Genomic DNA, 21,858 nt, shown 5'->3' on the forward strand with positions numbered 1-21,858 from the left:
CAGGCGGGCTGGCGGTTGTACTCGTGGCTTAGCTTGCAGTGCAGCGCATTCAGTCGACGGTCCGTTTATCCGGCCAGTTGCCTGAACGGGTCCAGCCCCAGGTCGATCAGCCGCCGCTCGCGCACGACGATTTCAGCGCTCGCCGTCATCCCGTAGCGCAGCGGATAGCGGTTTTCCGCGACCTGGTAGTAATTCTTGTCGAGTTGCACGCGGCCTTCGTAGACAGGCTGCTTGTCCTGTGCCGACGGTTTCGTCGCCGGCGAGATATACGCGAGCGTGCCGTTGATCAGCCCATAACGCTGATACGGAAACGCGTTGAATTTCAGCTTGACGGTCATGCCTTCGTGCAGAAATGCGCGATCGCGCTCGGCGATCTCGATCTTCAGCACGGGGCGCGCGTCTTTCGGCGCAATGCCGCCGAGCGGCGCGTTCGCCTGAATCTTGTCGCCCGTTTGCGTCGACGTGACGTCGGTGATCACGCCGGAAGTGGGCGCGAGTATCAGCAGGAAATTGTCCTTGTCGATGTTCTCGAAGCGGATGCGCGCGGCAGCGTCGGCCACGAGGCGCGCCGTCTGCAATTGCAGGCGCAGCTTTTCTTCCGTGCTCGTGATGTCGCGGATCAGATCGTCGTATTGAAGCTGCAATGAGGTCGCCTGCTGGCCGCTCGTTTCGAGCTGCGCATTGGCCTGCGCGTATTCGTGACTCAGCTTGAAGTCGAGTTCGGCGAGCCGCGACTGCGCGACACGGTACGCGTTTTCCGCTTCCATATACGTATTGCGCTTCGCCTCCACCTGCAACTCGGCGACACCGCCGCCGCCCGGCTGCGCAAACAGGCGCGCGTATTTGTCCGCTTCCAGACGTGCCGCATCGCGGGCGCGGCGCGTGTTGTCGAGTGTGCTGCGCGCCTCTTCCAGTTGCGCTTTCTGGCCTTCGGCGAGCTTCGTCGTGCCTTCGGAGACGCGGTTTTCGTGCAGGCGTTCTTCCACTTCGAGCTGATCCTTGAGCGCGGCCGCCTTGCGTTCCATCAGTTCCTTCTTCTGCGGAAACTCTTTCCATTCGCGCTCTGCGTCTTCGAGTTTCAGTTGCGCCTGCAGTGCATCCGTCGCCGCCTGAATGGCGCCACGCGCGTTCAGCCGCGCGAGCACGTCGCCCTTCGAAACCGGCTGCCCTTCGGCGATATAAAGGTCCGTAAGTTCGCCGTCGATTGGGGCATAGATGCGCCGCACGTCCGACTCCGGCGCGAGCGTGCCTTGCGCCGTGACGATCACGTCCGCGCGGCCGAAGAACGACCACAGCAGCCCGGCGACGACGAGCCCGACCATCGTCAGCACAAGCGCCTGCGCGATGCGCACGGGTTCCGCCGCGAGGATCGCCACGCCTTCGGCACTATGATCTTCGAGCGCTTCGTAAAGCGGCTTAGGGTGATTGTCGCGCTTCACTTTCGTCACTGCCTCCAATCAACGCGAGCTTCGATTTGAGCAAGCCCGCCTCGAGCACCATGCGCAGTTCCTGCAACGAGCGGCGCTGCAATTGCGTCTCCGCTTCGATGTCTTCAAGCAGCTTGTCCGAACCATCCGGATGCGGCGCCTTCAATTGCGTGTAGACGCGCATGCCCTGTTGCGCCGACGTATTCGCGCCCGACAGCAGACGCGCCTGATTGCGGAAGCCGTCGGAGATGCCCGCTTCCAGACGCTGCGTGCCGCCAATCGAACCATTCGCGCGATATTGCCGCCACGATGTCTGCGCGCGATTGATCAGATCCTGGGCACGCGCCAGCGCCTTGTCGCGCAGCGCGTTGACGTCGCCCTGCACGGCGCGCACGTAATACGCGTCTTCGACGGGATCGAGGCTGGCGTAAAACGACAGCAGCTTGTCGTCGCGATCGCTCGAACCCCGGCTCTTTTGCAGATCGGCGAACTGATCGAGTAGCGCCTTCTTGTGCGCAAGTTCTCCGGCGATGACATCGGACCACGGGCCGGCCGGCATCGTCTGCAAATCCGTGAGCGCCTGCTGGCTGTTGCCGCTTTGCCAGGCGGCACTCGCCGCGTCGTGGCGCGCGATCACGTCCGCAGACGGCAGACGGCTCGCGCTCGACTGCTTGTACTGAGCCTGAAATGGCGGCGTCCTGAAGTTCGCCTGCTTCATCAGCGGCAGAAGCGGTGCGAGGTGACGCGCCGTCATTTCGTTGAAGATCTGCGTGTATTGCCGAAGATCCGCCCGGATTGCATCGAGCCCGGCGAGGCGCGGATAGCGTTGCGCGTAATCGTCGAGCACGGCAGGCAGCGCATCGGGCTTGTCGCGCGCGAGTTCCGTCGCGATCGTCGAATTGAGCCGTTCGATCGCGGCGAGGTACACCGAGTCGTCGCTTTGCAGCTTGCGCAGATGGCTCATCGCGAGCGCATACGGTTCGGTAAATTCCGGCACATACGAAGCGATGCGGTCCAGAATCCGCTGATGTCCTTTGGCGTCGTCGTCCCAGCGCTTGAGCAGATCGGCGATATGGCCTTCGTCGCTATAGATGCGAATGGGCGCGTCGGGACCGCCACGGCTGACGACGAACCGTTCCAGGTCGCCCACCCACTTCAGCTGATCGATCAGCCCCAATGCATCGGGATTGCTGCCGCTCGACTCGCGCATGCCTTCGATCAATGCCGCCGCACGATCGAATTGCTTCGTCTGCACTGCCGCCAGCCAGCCGGGCACGCGCGCTTTCATCAGCGCTTCGCTGGCGAGCGTCCGGATGGCGTCGCTGGCGGGATGCCGTTGCAGCGACGACGTGGCCGTATCCGCCGCCTGTTCGTATTCGCCCGCGGCGAGCAGGTTCTTCACTTCGCGTTCGGTTGCGTTGCGCATGTACAGCGTGACGGCAAGGCCCGCAACGACGATCAGCACGGCCAGACCGCCCCAGCCGATGCGACGCATCGTCGTGCGGTCACCGCCCGCGAACGTGCGCATCACTTCGCGCATCACCAGTTGCCAGCGGCGGCGCGGACGGCGCGGTTGGGTTTCCGTCGATTCTTCCGGCGTCAGCGGCGGCGCGTTTTCATTGACCTCGTCTTCGCGCTGCAATGCGCGATCCACGCAGAAGATATCGAGAAACGAGTGCGCCGCGCCGACGAAAGTGGTCTTGTCGGGATCCTCCGCAGGCATTGCCATCGCGGGTGCAGCGGGCGTAGACGCAATGGGCACGCCGAGCGCCGCGGCGGGCGGCATCATCTGCGTCAGCGTGGGCTCGATTTCGAACGACTTGGCCAGCGCGATCCGATAGACGAAATGATCGCCGCCGAATCCAATCACGTCGCCGTTCTGCAGCGCGACGGCCGATTCGCCGAGACGCTTGTGATTGACGAACGTGCCGTTGGTGCTGCCGAGATCTTCGATCCACGGCTCGCCGGCCTTCAGAAAGATATGCGCGTGACGGCGCGATATGTAATTGACCTGATGCGGGAAGCGGTCCTTGTAGCGCGCGAAAAGCTCGTCCGTCTTGCTGACGAGAAACGGAAACGCGCTGATGTCGATCGGCTCGAGCCCCAGATCCGCGCGCTGCGGCTCGAGCGTGACGGTCAGATGCTGCACGCCGCGCGCGAAAGCGGAGCTGAATGGGCGCGGTTCGATGGCGACGCGATAGGTCAGGTCGCCGCCAAAGCACAACTCGTCGCCTGCGCGCACGCGCGACGGCGTTTGCCGCACGGCGATGCCATTGACGGTCGTGCCGTTCTTGCTGTCGAGATCGGCCACATACACCGCACCATGCTCGCTAAAGATGCGCGCGTGACGCCGCGAAAGTTTCGTGATCAGATCGCGTGGATAGTCGGCAAACGGCGCCTCGCTGCGGCCGATCGCGAACAGATCGTCGACGATACGGATCGGGCCGAGAGACGCGTGCGAGACGGGCAGCAGCAGGACGTCGAACTCCTTGTCCAGAGCCGCCCGCATCTCAGCAATCGGAGCTTCGCCGGGATTCATCTCTTTGCATCACTAAGCGTGGACACGAACAGAGCGTTCGACGGGCGCGGCGGCCAAGGGGCATTCGACGCAGCCGCTCATCTGACGATGCGAGCGGCTAATCACGAATTTTAAGTCACGCATGGTGTTAGTCAATTATGGGTACGGCTAATACGATCGAATACGGCAAGTGGTTCTCCAGCTTTCTCTTAAGAACCGTGCCAGCGTTTCATTGCTTCACTTGCGCCTGCACATCGACGACGGGCCAGCCACCGCCGAGCGCCTTGTAAAGCAGTACCGTGTCCGACAGTATTTGCTGGTGATTCGTCAGCAGATCCAGTTGCGCCTGAAGCAGCGTGCGCTCCGTTTCGAACACTTCGAGTTGCGACACGATGCCTTCCCGCAATTGCGACTGCATTTGCTCGTTGACCACGCTCAGGCGCTGCACTTCCTGTTGCAGTTCGACGCGCTGCTGTCTGTGCGAATCCAGATTGACGAGTGCGTTCTCGACTTCCTCGAACGCGCCCATCACCGTTTGCCGGTATTGCTGCTCGGCGACCGTCGTTTGCGCTTCCGTCGTTTTCACGTGAGCGCGCACGCCCGGATCGAGCAGCGGGATATTGATGCTCGGCATGAAGCCGAACGTGAACGACTTCAGAAGATCGGATAGCGCGAAACTCGCCGTGCCGCCATGCCCCGTCAGGCTGATGGTCGGCAGTTGCGCGAGCTTGGCTTCGCCGACCAGGTTGTACGCTTCGAGCACGCGCAATTCGGAGGCGACGACGTCGGGCCGCCGCGACAGCAATTGCGAAGGCAGTCCGCCCGGCACGGGCGGCAATTGCACACGCTGCTGCAGGTGTCCGGCAGGCACCGTGAATTCGCCCGCGGGCACGCCGATCAGCGTGCACAGCGCGTTATTCGCAAGGCTGCGCGAACGGCGCAAATCGAGCAGATCCTTGGTTAGACGATTCACCTCGGCCTGTTGACGCATTACCTGCGTCTTCGGAATCAGGCCGTTGCGACTCATGCCGTCGAAGATCGAGAGAATCGTGCGGTTCTCGTCGACCATTTTCTGTTGCGCCTCGATCTGGTCGTCGAACTGGAGAATCTGGAAATAGGTAGTCGCCACATTCGACACGAGTTCCAGATAGCCCGCGCGCCAGTCGGCTTCGGACGCATGGAACTCGGCCTTTTGCGCCTGCACGCCCTTTTCGACCTTGCCCCAGATGTCGATGTCCCAGTTCACCTGGGCCGCCACGTTGTACTGCCGCGTGAGCGGCTGTCCCGTGACCTTCTGGAAATTCGCACCGGCACCGAGATCGGCCGTAGGCAGTGCGCCCGCCTTCGCTTCGCCGATTTGCGCGCCGGCTACGTCGATGCGCGCGGCCAGTACCTTGATGTCGAAATTGCCTGCAATCGCTTTATCGATCAGCGTGTTCAGATACGGATCCTGGAAGCCCTTCCACCAGTCGGGGACGATCGTGTCGGCGGGCGACACGAGTGTGCCCGTCTTGTCGGACCATGACGCCTTGGCGGGCGTGTCGGGCCGCTTGTAGTCGGCCATGTGAACGTCGACGCAGCCTGCCAGCAACGCCGCGCAAGCGGCAGCCGCGCTGAATGCACGCACAACGGCAGCGAGGGGATGCTTGCGCCGCCCTTCGCGACGCACATCCGCACAAGAGCGGACGGGCGAATCGAAATTCGAGCAGGAGGCGACGAGCGAATCAGGCAACGCAGACACGATATTCTCCGATCTTTCCCGGCTGTACTGCACGTGCAGAGCGCGCCTTTCAAGTAAAGCACGTCCAGCGCGGCATCTCTATCGATGTCGGTGGATTTCGTTCGGCGTGGAGTGCGTGCGGTGACGCGGCGGTCGTGTGGACAGGACGAATTGCTTCTGGATCTTTTTGATGATGCGTGATGCAGCTTGCTTCCGTGTTTTTCCGGAAGCCCGCGGAGGCTGGTCTGAACCTCCGCGGGTAACGCCGTTGCTTAGTGCACGGTGACGTTGTTGTTGGCCGTCATCGTCGGCTTGATCGTCGTGTTCAGGCCCGACGCGAAGGCGTTGTTGTTGCCGCTCACGTTGTTGATGTCGAGTTGCTGCGAGATCAGTTGCTGTGCGTCGACGTGCTTGCTGTTGTCGAAGTCGAGCTTGATGCTCGGGAAGTACGGATACGCGAGGTAGCCGCCGCGGACAGCCTTCATCGACTTGCTGTCGAGTTCTTCGGTGACGGACAGGTCTTTGATCATCAGTGCGCTCATGACAGTTCTCCTAAGAGGGTAGCGAAGATTCGCCAGGTGTTTCGGTTTGGGTTCGAGCATCTTGTCTGCTCGGGCCTTACTACGCATAGGCTGTGCCAATTGCACTGCCAGCGTCGCGAAAAACCTGCAAAGCCTTGCTGCCATTGGGTTAGATGTCGGACTGCATGGGCGCGCACGAAACTCAGACACTTTGTTCAGACCACGAGGTGCCGTCAGGTGGCCAACATTCGTCGCGAAACTGTTGGATTGCCAAAGACACCCGCCACCACATCAACAAAAACAGCGCTAAAGCATGTCGCTATTGAGCACTGACGTTCGTTCACTTTGCGATTACCGTGATCTTCTTCGAGTAGACAGGCGGGTTGTGCGGGATGTGATTTTCGTCGCCCATCAGCAACTGGATCGTATGCTTGCCGGGTGGCAAGGTGAGCGTCGTTTCCGTTTCGCCCGCACCGAAATGCAGATGCTGCCGGTCCGACGGAATCTCCTGATCCATCGGCGGCAGGTCCGTGTCGATCAGCAGATGATGGTGGCCCGTGTTCGGATACTTGACGCCCTTGGGCGCGACGCCCATGTAGCGCAAGCCGAACCATACGCGAAACGGCTTGTTGGCGGGCACGACCTGTCCGTCGTTCGGATAGCCGATATAGGCGTAGGCGTCCTTGGGCGCGGGCGTCGGCCCGGCGAATGCCACGTTCATCGAAGCGAGAGCGGCAAGCGCCGCAGCGGCGACAACGATCCTGATCCTGATCATGGCTGATGCTCTCCGTCTGGCGTGCCGGCGCAGCGTGCACGCGTGCTCACTTCACGATGATGGTGATCTTCTTCGAATAGACGGGCGGATTGTGCGGCACGTGGTTGAAGTCGCCGAGCAGCAACTGCAGCGTGTGCTTGCCGGGCGGCAACTCGATGCGCGCATCCGTTTCGCCTGCGCCAAAATGCAGGTGGTTCCGGTCAGAGGGAATTTCCTGATCCATCGGCGGCAGGTCCGTGTCGATCAGCAGATGGTGATGCCCCGTGTTGGGCACGTTGACGCCTTTAGGACACACGCCCATATTGCGCAAGCCCATGCGCACCCAGAGCTTGCCGCCCGTAATTACGGTGCCGTCCGCCGGCCAGATGATGTAGGCCTCGGCGCCCGGCGGCGATGGTGTCGGGCCCGCGAACACCTGTGCCGAAGCGAGAAAGAGCGCGCCGATAGCCGCGAGCCTTATTCTTCTTTGCATTGCGCATCTCCCAGGGAGAGGGTCAGTGCTGCTTGCTTCCGTTTTAGCTTAGGACGTAACTTGTTAAAAAGATACGCCATGCTCGTTAACCTTCTGACGTTGTCACTGCGTGCTATCTTTTGTAAGGGTGATCTGCGCGATGGGGTGCCCGGCAACGGCGTCGCGCGTGTCGGGCAGCATGGCGAACGGCAACGGTTTTGATCGAGCCGCTTCGTCCGATGACGAGGTTCTGTCGAGAACTTCCAGAACAACCAGGATCTGAAAATGTGGCGAAAACTCCTGCTGGCATGCATGTTCGGGGCACTCCAGATGCGAGGAGCCGACGCGCAAACGCTGCCCCGCGACGCGCGCGATGCCACTTCCTACGTTGCCGAAAACGGTGCGCCGAATGTCCGCATTGAAGCGGCGACGCGCAAGATCGCGCTCGTGATCGGTAATGCCGGGTACCGTTTCGGCGCACTGCCCAATGCGTCTCGCGATGCACGAAGCGTCGCCGATATGTTGCGTGCGCAAGGCTTCGATGTCGTGCTACGCACCGATGCAACCGTCCAGCATATGCGCGACGCGCTGGCGGAATTCGGCCGCCGCTTGCAGCCTGGCGGCACGGCACTGTTCTATTTTGCGGGCCATGGTTTGCAGGCGGGAACAGGCACGCGCCTGGCATCCATTACCGCCGATGCGCGCGCGCCCGCTACGATGATGACGGAAAGCATCGATCTGTCGAGCGTGCTCGATACGCTTGCCGCGCCGCGCGCGCACGCGGTCAATCTGCTCGTGCTGGACGCATGTCTCACACAACCATTCGAGCCCGCCCGTCTGGCAACGCCTTTGCCCGCGCAAACCCTGGTTGCATACGCGACGACCCAAGGTGGCGAGGCCGCCGATGGCGCCCGTCACGGCATCTTCACGGGCGCGTGGCTGCGGGAAATGGGCCGTGCGCCGGATGAGCCTGTCGATACGATGTTCGCTCATGTCGCGCAACGCGTGGCGGAAGAAACGGGTGGCGCGCAAAGCCCGTGGTCCGCTTCGTCGCTGGCCGGCCCCGTGCGGGCTTTCGCTTCGAATCGTCCATCGATGCAGCCGGACGATCAGCCGAACTTTGTCGTCGCATTGAACAGCCGCGGCATTCTGCCTAAAGACAGTAACGAGCAATATGAGCTGACGTTCTGGGAATCGATCAAGGACAGCAATTACGCAAGCGACTATGAAGCGTATTTGAAGGCGTATCCGAACGGGCGCTTTGCGGCGCTCGCAAAGGCGCGTATCGACAGGCTCAAAGCCGCCGGCCAGGCGGCGCCGCCGGCGTCGCATGCGGCGCCTGCGCCCGCGCCGTCGCATCCTGCTGCCGCTGCGGCGCCTGCGCCCACACCGGCACCGTCGCCTGCGCCTAAAGCGGCTGCAACGCCCGCACCAGCACCTGCGCCCGCCGCGGCACCTGCTGCGCCCGCGCGCGCCGCGACAGGCGGCGAAAGCAAAGACTGCGCGGCATGCCCGGTGATGATCTCGCTGCCGGCAGGCTCGTTCACGATGGGCAGCAATGTGGGCGACCCATCCGAGAAGCCGCCGCATCACGTGACGGTTTCGGCGCCGTTCGCGATCGGTAAATACGAGGTGACAGTCGAGCAATGGAACGCCTGCGCCGATGTCAACGGATGCCCGAAGCTCGCACCCGAAAGCAATTCCGTGAAGAACGCACCCGCGCGCGATCTCAGTTGGGACGACGCGCAAGCCTACGTGAAATGGCTGAGCAAAGTGACGGGCAAGACCTATCGTCTGCCGACGGAAGCCGAATGGGAATATGCGGATCGCGCGGGCACGACGACGAAGTTCTGGTGGGGCGACCAGCCGCGCAAAGGGATGGCGAACTGCAAGGACTGCGGCGATCCATACCACAAGGAAGCACCCGAACCGGTCGGTTCATTCGCGGCCAACCCGAACGGCTTGTACGACATGAACGGCAGCGTATGGGAATGGGTCAGCGACTGCTGGCATAACTCATACCAGAGCGCTCCCGCCGACGGCCACGCGTGGGACGCGCCGGGCTGCAACATGCGTGTGATTCGCGGCGGCTCGTGGCGCGAAGGAAGCGACTATATGCTGAGTTCGACGCGCTTCAAGTACAGTCAAAGCGTACGTCAGTCGCAAGACGGTTTTCGCGTCGTCAAGGAACTCAAGTGAAGTGAAACGACGAGAAGCATGACGAGAAGCGCGCGGCGGCTTTCACTGCGCGCGCGCTTTACTCGTGATCTGCGCGAAGTCCGCGACGATATGATCTTGCCCGTACCTGGCGGCAAGCTGTTTGAGCCGTGCGTCGAGTGCGCGCAGATAGTCAGCACGCGATTCGCTCTCGGGGCGCGGCGCATCGAATAGCGGCGCAGGCGTGATGAGCAGCACAACCATCTCCTGGCCAAACGGCTTCGAAATGACCCAGTCGCCGCCGCTACCCACCGTTGCCGAATAGTTCGCCGGCGCCTGATTGCCCTTTACGCGCGGTCCCGGCACCATGTGCACGACGCTGCCGTCGAGCACGTAATAGTCGATGTTCACATACGAGTCGTAGCCCGGCGTTCTCACATCGACGACGAGCGGGTCGCCCTCCGTCAGCACGCCATTGGGCATGCGCGCCGTCAGCGAGGCGATGTGTCCCGCCTGCCAGTTGCGCGTCCAGTAAGAACCGAGTTCCTTGAGCACGTCGCATTTGTCGCTGCTCACATGCTGCACGTCGACTTTCGTCGACGCGACGCCAGGCAAGCTCGACAGGCGCTCGTTGACCTGCGCCTCGCCATGCTGCGGTACGAATCCGCGTACCTGTACGGCGCGATCCTGAATCGACGCGGCAAGCGCCGAACATGGCAACGACGCGAGCGCTGCGGTGACGGCCGACCGTGTCGGCGGTGCAGGCGTACTGGCAGGCGGCGCGGACGCGACCTCGGGCGACGACGGTGCAGCAGGGGTAACGGGCAACACAGGCGAAGCGCCCGCGACTTGAGAGCCGGCTGAATCGGACGCGGCACCCGATTGCTGCGTCGCGTTTTCCTGATCGAGCGTTTGCGACGCGCGATAGAAGTACAGCGCGCCGCCTGCCGCGCACGCGAGCGCGAGTCCCGCCACGCCCGACTTCATCAGCATGCCGGTGCGATCGCTGTGTCCCGTCGACTTCGACGCAGACGCACGCTCCTGCGCGCCGAACTCTTCGACGAAGCGCGACACCGTCGGCGTGCGGGCTTTGCGGTCGAACGCCAGCGCGGCGCGCAGCGCGCGCCATTGACGGTTGCCGAGGTTATCCGGCCGTTGCGGCTGCCGATTCGACGCACGCGCCTGCGTCGCCGATTGACGGTCGAACGGATGGCGTCCCGTCAGAAGCTCGTAGGTGATGCAGCCGAGCGCGTAGATGTCGTCGCGCGGATCGGGCTCGAGATGTTCGAGCATTTCCGGACTCGCATAGGCAGGCGTCAACGCGCCGAGGCTGCCCGGGTCGAACACGGTGGCATCGCTCTCTTCTTCGGGACGCTGAAACACGCGTGCGATGCCGAAGTCGATCACCTTGACCTCGCCCGTGTCGGTGAGAAACACGTTGGCGGGTTTGAAATCGCAATGCACGAAGCCGCGCTCATGCGCGTAGGCGAGCGCGCTCGACATGCCGCGCACGATGGGGAGCGCGGACTGAACGGGCATGCCTTTGAAATCCGGCGTGCGCAGTATCTGGCTGAGCGGCTTGCCGGACAGATACTCCATCGTCAGATAGACGATCGCGCCTTCGCGGTCGAAGTCGTAGACGGTGACGATATTGCGGTGCGCGAGCACCTGTGCCTTGCGCGCTTCGCGCTGCAATGCGATCAGCGACTTCGGATTGCCCCGGAACTGCGTGTTCAGCACCTTGATCGCGAGGTACGGCTTGCGGTCGGATGCTTCGAGCTTGCGCAAATCGAGCGCCTTATACACGGTGCCCATGCCGCCCACGCCCAGACATTCTTCGAGCACGAAGCGGTTGTTCAGCGTGTCGCCCGTGCCCTTGACCTGGTCGAAGTTCGACGGGGGCGCTTCGCTGGTGCGCACGGGCGGCGGCGTGAGATGCTCGGGCACCGTCTGCATGCGCGTTTCCTCGCCGCCCGCCGCGGCAAGGTGCGACACGGGCATCTGTTCGATACGGCGGCGCACTTCTGCGTAGAGATCAGGAGGCAGCGGCTTCCTGACATGCGCTTCGCCGAGTATTTCGAGCAGACGAGCCGAACCGACACCTTCCGTTGTGAGCGTGCTGTCGAGTTGAGCAACGAACGCGTCCTGCGAAAGCGCGCCGCTCTGAAAGTCCCGAATCACGTGCGCAAGGCTGGCCATGTGTTCAAAGCGCTGCAGCTCCCGTTGGTCGAAGAATTTCCCTGTCGTAACCAATTACATGTGCTCGTTCGATAGTAGCCCGCACGTATGCCTTTCGCAAACCAGGATTGGCCCGCGACACGGCGGACGTCATGTGTCGCGATACATCCAACAGCTTTGAGCGTCTAGTTGGCTGATCGCCGTCAGCTCTTTGCGGATTCTTTGAGCCGAACCTCCCCGCCTGATTCGGCGCCCATACCGCGAAGCCTTATGCAGCAAGGCTTGCGCGTTTTTTTGGCTGACGGCCGGCAAGATTGGCACAGCCTATGCGTAGTAAGGCCCGAGCAGACAAGATGCTCGAACCCAAACCGAAACACCCTTTAGCGAAACTTCGCTTCCCTCTTAGGAGAACTGTCATGAGCGCACTGATGATCAAAGACCTGTCCATCGCCGAACAACTCGACAGCAAGGCCATGAAGGCCGTTCGCGGCGGCTTCGTCGCCTACCCGTACTTCCCGAGCGTCAAGCTGGACTTCGATAACAGCAAGACGGTCAACGCCCAGCAGCTTGTAAACCAAGGTCTGAGCATCAACAACATGAGCGACAACAACAACGCTTTCGTCTCGCATCTGCCGACCACGATCAAGCCGACGATGACGGCCAACAACAACGTCACCGTCTACTAACACACCATACGCAGCGGACGGGGACCGGGAGCGCCACTTGTCCGGCGCTCCCGGGCAAACAGCCGCAACACTCTTTCCTTGGAGAACGATTATGTCGTCCATCATGATTCGCGATATCGACGGCGAGCGCACACTCGGCCGCAGCGAAATGTCCGCCGTATCGGGCGGTACGGGAACGCCTGGCCTCACGGGCAACTCGTGGCTCAACGGCCTCGGCCCGGTCGCCAACGTCAACATCGGCATCAACCAAAACATCACGCAGGCGCAGTTCATCAACGTCGAAACGCTGAACAACAGCATCGTCGGACCTGGCGTGAAGCTGCCGAACATCAACGTCAGCCCGAAGCTCTGGGCCGAGACGAACGCTGTGGTGTAACGGCGCGCTGTCGTGGAGGACCGGGGGCCTCCGCACAGCGTCCGCAATGCTCGCCAGCCCACACCGCATCGAGCCTGAATTACCTATACTGGTTGTTCGAGTCCTGCGCGTTGCCGTCATCAATCGAAGCGCACTTCGGTTGCGACGGCACCACGCGATCTTTCTTCTGGAACAGCCATGCCCAAGCTCGTCATCAAGGATCTTCCCGAAAGCGTCGAACTCGATCGCGCGGCAATGACCGCCATCGTCGGCGGCACACGAACGGGCGGACGGTTCTTCGGCGTCACCGCGCAGGCGTTGCCGGCGGCGACGCGCGTCGTCGACTATCCAGTGGGATTCCCGACGGCGGCGCGCCAGCCCGTCGACGAGCGCATACCGCCGCAGAGCCTTTTGCGCAAATAGCCGCTGCCTGCTCCTTCTCTTTCACATGCCGCTTGCCTGATGGCTTGCGGCGTGTGTGTTCGCGTGCGCACGTCGACGCGCTAGCGCGCCCGGCCTCTTCACTCGTCGGTTTTATTCCGCCAACTCCACGTGCGTGACGGTCCGCTCACCGCCAACACTTTCTCTTTCCGCGCGCGGTCAACCGGGTATATACGCTTCGGCCTCGCCGGTTATTCCCTTGTGCAGCGGCGCTTTTAAAGCGCAATGTGCGATGCCGCACATTGCGGCTTCAATCCGGCATAAGCGTTGCGGCGTGAGAAGCGAGCGCCGAATCGTGCTCGTCAACACGCATCAGGAGAACTGCCATGAAAGCCACTGTCGTCATCAAGGATCTACCCGAGCCGACCGATCTCGAACGAAAGGAAACCGCGCTGACGCCCGAAAAGATGAAACGCATCGTCGGCGGAAGTATCGCGGTGAATGTCGATGGGGCGCGTGGTCGCGGCGCCGATGATGTCGCTGCCAGGCGCGCCATGTTCGAGGGGCGGCTGAGGGAGCAATGAAGTGCTCGTCGCGGTGCTGGCCGACGCACGACGTCATCGGCCAGGGAAGAAGGAGACGGATCGCGCCGGATGAGGAGTCCGGCATCGCCCCAGCCAGAGCTAGATCCGCCATGCCGTGCATTATCGGCCCCGGCGGCCATTGCGTCATTACGCAAGTTAACAAGAGACTCTTTCCGGATGCGTCAAAATAGGGCCGTGCACGCCCATCCGCTAAGATAGCGGCCCAGACCTAATCCGACCTCACGACGCTCGCCGCCTTGCCGACCTTCACTCTTCCCTCCGCGCTCGAGGCCGAGCTCGAAATCCGCAAAAGCCGCTTCATCGCCTACGCGATTCCTGTCGCCGACCGCGACGCCGCGATGGATGAACTGCGCCGTCTGCGCGAAGCCCATCCGACGGCCACGCACGTCTGCTGGGCACTGCTGGCGGGCGGCCAGTCGGGCATGTCCGACGACGGCGAGCCGTCGGGCACGGCGGGACGCCCGATTCTCGAGGTGCTGCGCCATCACGATCTGGACGGCGTGCTGGCCGCTGTCGTGCGCTATTACGGCGGCGTGAAGCTCGGTGCGGGCGGACTCGTGCGCGCCTATACCGACGCGATCGCGACCGCGCTGCAGGACGCGCCGCGTGTCGAGCGGATCGCGCTCGCGTCGCTGGAAGTCGAAATTGGCTATCCCGACGAAGCGCGCGTGCGCCGCTGGATCGAACAGGAAAATCACGCGCTCGAAGCGAGCGCGTATGGCATGAGCGTGCAATTGACGATACGCATGCCCGTCACCGCGATCGACGGCGCACGCGAAGCGCTGCGCGATATGACGCAAGGCCGTGCTATTTTCGCTGACAAGACTTAAGCGAAGCAGCCATACAAAAACGGCCGCGTGCCGGACAAGTACTCCATGCACGCGGCCGCTATCAGCCAGCGTTCGTCAACGGTCAGTGCGCAGCAGCAAGCGCCTTCGCCGATTCCTTCGCTTGCGCGCCAGCCGCTGCCTGCGCATCTTCGAGAATCATCTCTGCGCCCTTTTCGGCGACCATCATCGTCGGCGCATTGATGTTGCCTGACGTGATGTTCGGGAAGATCGACGCATCGACGATCCGCAAGCCCGACATGCCATGCACACGCAGACGCTCGTCGACCACCGATGTGAGATCGTCCGGACCCATCGCGCACGAACCGCACAGGTGATAGATCGAGCCCGACTGCTCGCGGAAGTACTGCAGGAAGCCCTCGCGGTCGTTCACTTGCGGGCCAGGCGAAATCTCTTCGACAGTGATCTCGTTGAGCGCCGCCGTCGACATGATCTTGCGCACCAGCTCGCAACCCTGAATCGCGTCGTCGATATCCTTTTGCGTCGTCAGCGCATTGATACGGATCTTCGCGGGATCTTCCGCGCGATTCGACGCGATCTCGATCGAGCCGCGGCTTGTCGGACGGCAAGGATTGAAGCACAGCAGGAAGCCCGAATACGGTTCCGGCTCGAGGCTCGCCTTGCTGCTCTTCGGAATGCGGTACGACAGCGGATTGAAATAGAGCTGCAGATTCGGCAATGCTTCGTTCTCGCTGCCCCTGAAGAAACCGCCCGACTGGTTCACGCTCATCGCAAGCGGCCCCTTGCGCGTCAGCAGGTATTGCAGACCGAGTTTGATCTTGCCCAGCAGCGGCCGCATTTCATCGTTCAGCGTCGCCACGTTCGCGCGGTAGTAGAAGCTCACGCAAAGGTGATCCTGCAGATTTCGTCCGACAGCGGGCAGATGACGCACGAGCGGTATGCGATGCCCGGCAAGCAGCGTGCTGTCGCCGACACCCGACAGTTGCAGCAGTTTGGGCGTATCGACCGCGCCTGCCGAGAGAATCACTTCGCGCGTCGCGGTGAAATGCCGTGCACTGCCGTTCTGCTTGACGACGACGCCCGTCGCGCGCCGGTCCGAATCGAACAGCACCTGCGTGACGAGCACTTCGCGCTCCACTGTCAGGTTCTTGCGATTCAGCACGGGGTGCAGGTATTCGAAGCTGCTCGACGAACGCTGGCCATTGCGCGTATTCACGTCGTAAATGCCAGCGCCTTCGAATTGCGCGCCGTTGAAGTCGTCGGTGCGCTTGTAGCCTGCCTGCTCGCAGCCCTTGAGGAACACGTGGCAAATGGGATGCACGGCGTCCTTCATCGGCGAAATGCCGATCGGGCCATTCGCGCCGTGATATTCGGTATTGCCGAGCGGATGCGATTCGAGTTTGCGGAAATACGGCAGCACGTCGCGATACGACCAGCCGCTATTGCCCGCCTGCGCCCAGTCGTCGTAGTCCTTCGCCTGGCCGCGCACGTAGATCATCGCGTTGATCGAGCCGGAGCCGCCCTGCACCTTGCCGCGCGGGCAATACAGCGAGCGGTTGTCGAGTTCTTTTTCCGGCTCGCTGTAGTACATCCAGTTATAGGTTTCGTTGTAGTACGTCTTCGTGAAACCGACGGGAATCTTGAACCAGAACGAATCGTCGGCTTTGCCTGCTTCGAGCAGCAGCACAGAGTACTGGCCCGACGCCGACAGACGGTTGGCGAGAATGCAGCCCGCAGATCCCGCACCGACGATGATGTAGTCGTAATTCATGCTCTATTCGCCCGCAGGCGTCCAATACGTGGAATACGTTGAGGCCGCACGCGCGTTAGCCTTTGGCGGGCGCGAGATCCTTCACGTCGAAGGGTTTGGGCGCCATCTGCAGATGCAGGCGTTCGCCCGTATACGGCGTGTGCTGCCGCACCACTTCCATGTTCAGCTCGACGCCGAGACCCGGTTCCGTCGACGGAATGATGTAGCCGTCTTCCCAGCGAATCGGCGTCTTGAGCACTTCCGCGTGAAAACCGCCCCACGTGCCGATGCTTTCCTGAATCAGGAAGTTCGGCGTGCACGTCGCGAGCTGAACGCTCGCGGCCGCACCGACAGGGCCGTTGTAGAGATGCGGCGCGATCTGCGCGTAGTACACCTCGGCGAGCGTCGCGATCTTCTTTGCTTCGAGCAGGCCGCCCACGCGCGCCACGTTCAATTGCAGGATCGATGCGCCACCCGCTTCCAGCAGCTTGTGGAATTCGTACTTCGTGGTTAGTCGCTCGCCCGCCGAAATGGGAATGCTCGTGTGCTTCGCGACTTCGGCCATGGCATCGTGCTGGCCCGGCGGCACGGGCTCTTCGAACCACAACGGGTCATACTTTTCGAGGCGCTTTGCAAGACGGATTGCCGAAGCGGGCACCATCTGCCCATGCGTGCCGAACAGCAGATCGGCCTTGCTGCCCACTGCTTCACGCACCTTGCGGCAGAACGTCTCGCAACGGTCCATCACTTCGAGCGACAGATGATGGCCCGAGTACGCCGTGTAAGGACCGGCCGGATCGAACTTCACCGCCGTAAAGCCGCGTTTGACGTTTTCCGCCGCGCATTCCGCCGCGAGGTCGGGATCGTCGTAGTCGTATTCGCCGCGGCGGTTCTTCGGATACAGATACGTGTACGAACGCAGCCGCTCATGCACGCGGCCGCCCAGCAGTTCGTACACGGGCTTGCCCGCCGCCTTGCCGACGATGTCCCAGCACGCCATTTCGAGGCCGCTCACGACGCCCATCATCGTCAGATCGGGACGCTGCGTGAAGCCGCTCGAATACGCTTCGCGCCACAGGCGTTCGACGTGGTGCGGATCCTTGTCGAGCAGATAGCGCGAGAACACATCGTCGATGATGGGCCCCATCGCATTCGGATGAAACGTTGCCGAATAGATTTCGCCGATGCCTTCAATACCGCAATCCGTCTTCAGCTTGACGAAAATCCAGTACATGCCGCCGATATGCGGCGGCGGCACGGCGACGATATGCGTTTCGAGCGATACGACTTTCATTTACGCTTCCTTCGTTTTAAGCATATTGCGCAGCACGAGACCCGCACAGCCGCCGACAGCGGACACGGCGGCCACGTAGCCGAAGTACATCTGGTATCCCTGCACGCCCGGATAGTTCTGGGTCAGATAGCCATTGATGAGCGGCAGGAAAACATCGGGCGAATAGCCGAGCACCGAGATCAGGCCGATGGCGAGACCCATCGTCTGCACGGGCACGTTGCAGCGGTCGAGCAGCGACCAGTAGAGTCCGCGAATTGCGTACGTCAGCACGCCGATGAACAGCACGAGAAACACCAGCAACACGTGGCTGCTGATCTGCGGCGCGGCGATCAGACCAAGCAGCGACAGCGATGCGAGAAAGAGCGCAATGATCAGCACCGTGACTTTCGAAAAGCGGTCTCCGAGAAAGCCGCCGCCAATCCCGCCGATAGGGCGCATCCACAGCTTGAGCGTCGTGATCGTGCCTGCCATCACCACCGACAAACCGATCTCGCCTTCATGCAAATAGGCGGAAAAGCTGTACGTCGCCCAGAACACCTGATAGCCGCAGAACACGATGGCGGCGACGAGCCACAGTTCGGGAATCTTCGCGAGCGTGATCAGATCGGCGATCACATTGCCGCGTTTGGCCGCCTGCGCGCGGCTCCCGGCTTCCGCCTTCGACGAGGGATCCTTGATCAGTGCGAGCAGCACGCCAAGTCCGATGCACAGGAACGCGTACATATAGACGACGAAGCGGAAGCCGACTGCGGCCGGTTCGCCCTTCGTCTGCGTGAGCCACGCGAAAAGCGTGATCGCGATCGTCGCGAGCATCGCTTCGATGAGCCCGCGGCCGCCGTCGAGGAAGCCGAAGAAACGGCCCTGTTCGTCGTGACCGGCGATCATCGACACGCGCTTGATAACGGCTGCCCAGAACGTCAGCCCCGTCGAGAGCCCCCAGCCGCCGAAGATCATCAGCAGCAGATTGAACGACGGCGCAGTCGAATACACGAGACCGAGCAGCCCCGTGGCGACCAGCGAGAAGCTGATCAACAGACGCGGCGCAATACGGTCCGCGAGCCAGCCGCTCGGCAGATAGCTCAGCAGAAAGATCGTCCCGAGCATCGAATACAGATAGCCAAGCTGACTTTCGCCGATGTGGAAAACTTCCAGCATCGTCGGCTGATAGACCTGACGCAGATAAAGAATCGGATAAATCGCGCCGGCTGCAATGACGAGCAGCAGCAACTGCATGTAGCGTTGCGTCTTGTTGTCGGATTGCGCCGTTGCGTCGGCGGAACGGCGCGCCGAAGCGTCCGTTTGAAGAGGTTGGCTTGCCACTGAAGTGCTCCTTGGAGACGCGCGAGGAGCACGGCTTGCGCCGTGGCCGTCGTGTCTCCTGTACTTTGTTATTGATGCGGCGTGTGCTTTTTACGGTTTAAAAAGAGAGCGCATCCGCCCGGCTATCGGCATGCAGATGCGCCCGACAGGATCAGTACTTCATGACGACGAGCCGCGTCTGCGTGAATTCGAGCATGCCGTGCTTGCCGTCGTCGCCGCCGAGACCCGAGCGCTTCCAGCCTGCGTGGAAGCCCTGGTATGGATCTGCGGGTGTGCGGTTCACATAGAGTTCGCCCGCCTCGATGTTGTTGGCGACCTTCATCGCCGTGCGGTAGTTCTCGGTGTAGATCACCGACGAAAGACCGAATTGATGGTCATTGGCCATCTGCAGCGCTTCGTCGAGCGTGCTGTAGCGCACGACGGGCATGATCGGGCCGAACGTTTCTTCCTGAATGATCTCCATGTCCTGACGGCAATTCGTCAGCAACGTGGCCGGATAGAAGAAACCCTTACCTTCGGGGATCGTGCCGCCCGTTTCGAGTCTGGCGCCATCGGCCACCGCCCGCTGAACCATCGCGTGAATCGACTGGCGCGAGGCTTCGTTGACGAGCGGCCCCATGAACGACCCATCGACGCCGCGGTCGCCGCTCTTCACTGCGCCCATGTGCTTTTTCAGCAGCGCGACGAACTCGTCGTGAATGCTTTCGTGCACGTAGACGCGCTCGATGGCCGTGCACAGCTGGCCGCAGTGCGTCGTCTTCGAACCGACGAGTTCGCGCGCGGCCTTTTCCAGATCCGCGTCCGGCTCGATGATGGCAGGCGTCTTGCCGCCCAGTTCGAGCGAAGGCTTCGCGATGTTCTCCTTGCAGTAGTCGAGTACCTTGCGGCCAGCGCCGACGCTGCCCGTCAACGTGATCATGCCGACAGCGGGATGCGTGCAGACGGCTTCCGCTGTCGCGTGGCTCATCGCGAGAATGTTGACCACGCCGGCGGGCAATTCGGCGCGGAGTACAGCTTTAGCGATTTCGAATGCAGACGTCGGCGTGTTGTTGCTGGGACGCACGACGACCGTGTTACCCGCGATCAACGCCGGCGCGATTTTGCGCATGAACGTATAGACGGGGTAATTGAACGGAATCAGGCACGCGACGACGCCGATCGGCTCCCGATGCAGCACGAGGTTTTCGTCAGGCGTATCGCTCGGAATGACTTCACCTTCGATACGGCGCGCCCATTCCGCGTGATAACGCGTGATCTGGCCGGCGTAGATGGCTTCGTTCGTCGCATCGGCGACGCTCTTGCCCGACTCCAGCGCGAGCGCCGCGCCGATGGCGGGCGCGCAATCCGTCAGCGCATCGGCGAACTTGTGCAGACAGGCGGCGCGCTCCGCGGCAGGCAGCTTGCGCCAGCTCTTTTGCGCGGCAGCGGCGGCTTCTACGGCAGCCACGGCCTCTTTACGGGACGCGCCCGATACCTGGGCAATCAGTGCCTCGGTGGCGGGGTTATAGACGGAGATGAGTTCGTCGGTTGCGGGTTCGACGAACTGACCGCTTACGAAATTCCGGTCGAGTCGCATGATCTTTACCTGGTGATGCGTGCGCGAAGCACATTACCGGCAGCTATGCGAAACATGCAGCCGGCGCATGACCCGGATTCTTCTCTGCGGCCTTATGAGGCGCAAGCGAGTATTTCGACCATCAAACATTCAAAAAACTCATGTTTGAGGGCCGATGTGCCTTTCCGGCAAGCGAAGCACCAGCGGATGCGGAGGATGTGTGGAATTGCGTGTGGGATGGCAGGCGGGCAGACGGCCGATGCACGGCCGCACGTGAGCCGTCGTTGCAGCGGCTGCGGGTCAGGATGGCGCGGCACGTCGGGCGCGTGCCAAAGAAAAAGGTCCGGCAGATTAAGGCCGGACCTCTGTTACATCAGTGGCGATTTGAAGCGTTCGAAGCGTTCAGGCTTCGCCTGCCGTCGCGGCGGGCGTCTGTACCGTCACGGGCGCTTCGGCGACGGGCGCAACGCTCTTGGCAGCCGCTTTCTTTGCTGCCGCCTTTTTCGCGGGCGCTTTGGCTGCAGCCTTCTTCGCGGCCACGCGCTTGCCGACGGTCGGCGCGGCAGACTTCGCAGCGGACTTCCTGGCTGCGGTCTTCTTGCCTGCCGTCTTCACCGCGGCTTTCTTCGCCGCCGTCTTGACGCCTGCAGCCGATGCTTTCTTGGCGACCTTGCGGCCAGCCGCCTTCTTCGCAGCGGCTTTCTTGACTGCCGCTTTCTTTGCCGTCGATTTCACCGTCACAGCAGGTTCCGAAACAGCCGCGGCGGCATCGATCAAAAACTTGCTGCGGTCTTTCACGTCTTTGATCCATGCCGGCGGGCGAGCATGGCCGCTCCACGTTGCCCCCGTCTTCGGATCGCGATACTTGGGCGGCAATTTGCCTTTCGCAGCCGTTGCCGTTTTCTTCGCGCTGCTCTTGATACCGAGCCGCGCTTCACGTCGCGCTTTTGCACGCCGCTCGATATCTTCCGTGGTGAGACCGTGTTTGATCATCAGTTCGCGGATCTGATCCAACGCGCCTTGCGCCCGTTTAGCGATGAGTGTTTCCGCTTGCGTCTGGAGTTTCTTTATACGAGCCTGGATAGTTTCCAATGTAGCCATTATTGCCTCCCTTTGAATTACATACGCGGACTATGCCACGGAATTGCTTAGAAGCGCTATGGTTTTAAAGCTTGAGTAAGAAAACCGTTGCGCAACGTTACATCGAAATCTTAAGACACGCCTAAGGTTCGTCGCGCGTCGCGCCTTGAACGTCTTTTGACATCGCATTGGATGCAACGGAACGGGGCCTCTCTTTCAAACGTTAATTCCTTTGCACGCCGATTGCTGCATGGCCGCACGCCTGCGCTCAATGGG

General features: G+C 61.8%; 18 protein-coding genes. 6 read left to right on the forward strand and 12 right to left on the reverse strand.

Going from position 1 to position 21,858, the window contains the following annotated elements; genetic code table 11:
• Nucleotides 1-65 precede the first annotated feature (65 nt).
• The 6 genes from FRZ40_RS20970 to FRZ40_RS20995 form a co-directional block, all read right to left on the reverse strand.
• Nucleotides 66-1,439, reverse strand: a complete 1,374-nt coding sequence (locus tag FRZ40_RS20970) for a beta-barrel domain-containing protein (protein ID WP_147236751.1) — start codon at nucleotides 1,437-1,439, stop codon at nucleotides 66-68.
• On the reverse strand, nucleotides 1,417-3,966 hold the full coding sequence (locus FRZ40_RS20975) for an FHA domain-containing protein (RefSeq protein ID WP_147235456.1): 2,550 nt from the start codon (nucleotides 3,964-3,966) through the stop codon (nucleotides 1,417-1,419). The genes FRZ40_RS20970 and FRZ40_RS20975 overlap by 23 nt, the downstream gene beginning before the upstream one ends.
• Before the next feature lie 208 nt (nucleotides 3,967-4,174).
• Nucleotides 4,175-5,572, reverse strand: a complete 1,398-nt coding sequence (locus tag FRZ40_RS20980) for an efflux transporter outer membrane subunit (RefSeq protein ID WP_147236752.1) — start codon at nucleotides 5,570-5,572, stop codon at nucleotides 4,175-4,177.
• Nucleotides 5,573-5,937: 365 nt separating this feature from the next.
• Nucleotides 5,938-6,207: a hypothetical protein gene (locus FRZ40_RS20985; RefSeq protein WP_028369049.1), complete on the reverse strand. Its 270-nt coding sequence runs from the start codon at nucleotides 6,205-6,207 to the stop codon at nucleotides 5,938-5,940.
• 319 nt (nucleotides 6,208-6,526) lie between these two features.
• Entirely contained in the window at nucleotides 6,527-6,961 is a 435-nt protein-coding gene (locus FRZ40_RS20990; protein WP_028369048.1) for a DUF4399 domain-containing protein, read from the reverse strand.
• A gap of 46 nt (nucleotides 6,962-7,007) precedes the next feature.
• Complete coding sequence (locus tag FRZ40_RS20995) at nucleotides 7,008-7,433, reverse strand: DUF4399 domain-containing protein (protein WP_028369047.1); 426 nt, start codon at nucleotides 7,431-7,433, stop codon at nucleotides 7,008-7,010.
• A gap of 264 nt (nucleotides 7,434-7,697) precedes the next feature.
• On the opposite strand from FRZ40_RS20995, the gene FRZ40_RS21000 reads away from it, so the two are divergent.
• The gene (locus FRZ40_RS21000) at nucleotides 7,698-9,611 is read left to right on the forward strand and encodes an SUMF1/EgtB/PvdO family nonheme iron enzyme (protein ID WP_147235457.1); all 1,914 of its coding nucleotides are present in this window, start codon (nucleotides 7,698-7,700) and stop codon (nucleotides 9,609-9,611) included.
• A 42-nt stretch (nucleotides 9,612-9,653) separates the two neighbouring features.
• Here the strand turns inward: FRZ40_RS21000 and FRZ40_RS21005 are convergent, their stop codons facing one another.
• The gene (locus FRZ40_RS21005) at nucleotides 9,654-11,768 is read right to left on the reverse strand and encodes a serine/threonine protein kinase (protein ID WP_147235458.1); all 2,115 of its coding nucleotides are present in this window, start codon (nucleotides 11,766-11,768) and stop codon (nucleotides 9,654-9,656) included.
• A gap of 395 nt (nucleotides 11,769-12,163) precedes the next feature.
• Between FRZ40_RS21005 and FRZ40_RS21010 the strand changes: the two genes are divergently transcribed.
• From FRZ40_RS21010 to FRZ40_RS21030, 5 genes are all read left to right on the forward strand, one after another.
• Complete coding sequence (locus tag FRZ40_RS21010) at nucleotides 12,164-12,433, forward strand: hypothetical protein (RefSeq protein WP_028369044.1); 270 nt, start codon at nucleotides 12,164-12,166, stop codon at nucleotides 12,431-12,433.
• 91 nt (nucleotides 12,434-12,524) lie between these two features.
• On the forward strand, nucleotides 12,525-12,809 hold the full coding sequence (locus FRZ40_RS21015) for a hypothetical protein (RefSeq protein WP_028369043.1): 285 nt from the start codon (nucleotides 12,525-12,527) through the stop codon (nucleotides 12,807-12,809).
• A gap of 177 nt (nucleotides 12,810-12,986) precedes the next feature.
• On the forward strand, nucleotides 12,987-13,211 hold the full coding sequence (locus FRZ40_RS21020; RefSeq protein ID WP_147235459.1) for a hypothetical protein: 225 nt from the start codon (nucleotides 12,987-12,989) through the stop codon (nucleotides 13,209-13,211).
• 344 nt (nucleotides 13,212-13,555) lie between these two features.
• A complete protein-coding gene (locus tag FRZ40_RS21025) occupies nucleotides 13,556-13,753 on the forward strand; it encodes a hypothetical protein (RefSeq protein WP_147235460.1) in 198 nt (65 codons plus the stop codon).
• Nucleotides 13,754-14,010: 257 nt separating this feature from the next.
• Nucleotides 14,011-14,604: an IMPACT family protein gene (locus tag FRZ40_RS21030; RefSeq protein ID WP_028369041.1), complete on the forward strand. Its 594-nt coding sequence runs from the start codon at nucleotides 14,011-14,013 to the stop codon at nucleotides 14,602-14,604.
• A gap of 82 nt (nucleotides 14,605-14,686) precedes the next feature.
• On the opposite strand, the gene FRZ40_RS21035 is transcribed toward FRZ40_RS21030, so the two are convergent.
• From FRZ40_RS21035 to FRZ40_RS21055, 5 genes are all read right to left on the reverse strand, one after another.
• A complete protein-coding gene (locus FRZ40_RS21035; RefSeq protein ID WP_147235461.1) occupies nucleotides 14,687-16,354 on the reverse strand; it encodes a GMC family oxidoreductase in 1,668 nt (555 codons plus the stop codon).
• A gap of 55 nt (nucleotides 16,355-16,409) precedes the next feature.
• On the reverse strand, nucleotides 16,410-17,627 hold the full coding sequence (locus FRZ40_RS21040) for a mandelate racemase/muconate lactonizing enzyme family protein (RefSeq protein WP_147235462.1): 1,218 nt from the start codon (nucleotides 17,625-17,627) through the stop codon (nucleotides 16,410-16,412).
• On the reverse strand, nucleotides 17,628-18,947 hold the full coding sequence (locus tag FRZ40_RS21045; protein ID WP_147235463.1) for an MFS transporter: 1,320 nt from the start codon (nucleotides 18,945-18,947) through the stop codon (nucleotides 17,628-17,630).
• Nucleotides 18,948-19,098: 151 nt separating this feature from the next.
• On the reverse strand, nucleotides 19,099-20,523 hold the full coding sequence (gene aldA, locus FRZ40_RS21050; protein WP_147235464.1) for an aldehyde dehydrogenase: 1,425 nt from the start codon (nucleotides 20,521-20,523) through the stop codon (nucleotides 19,099-19,101).
• A gap of 381 nt (nucleotides 20,524-20,904) precedes the next feature.
• A complete protein-coding gene (locus tag FRZ40_RS21055) occupies nucleotides 20,905-21,603 on the reverse strand; it encodes an H-NS histone family protein (protein ID WP_147235465.1) in 699 nt (232 codons plus the stop codon).
• Nucleotides 21,604-21,858 lie beyond the last annotated feature (255 nt).

It is taken from the genome of Paraburkholderia azotifigens (assembly GCF_007995085.1).
In the GTDB taxonomy this organism is placed as follows: Bacteria; Pseudomonadota; Gammaproteobacteria; order Burkholderiales; family Burkholderiaceae; genus Paraburkholderia; species Paraburkholderia azotifigens.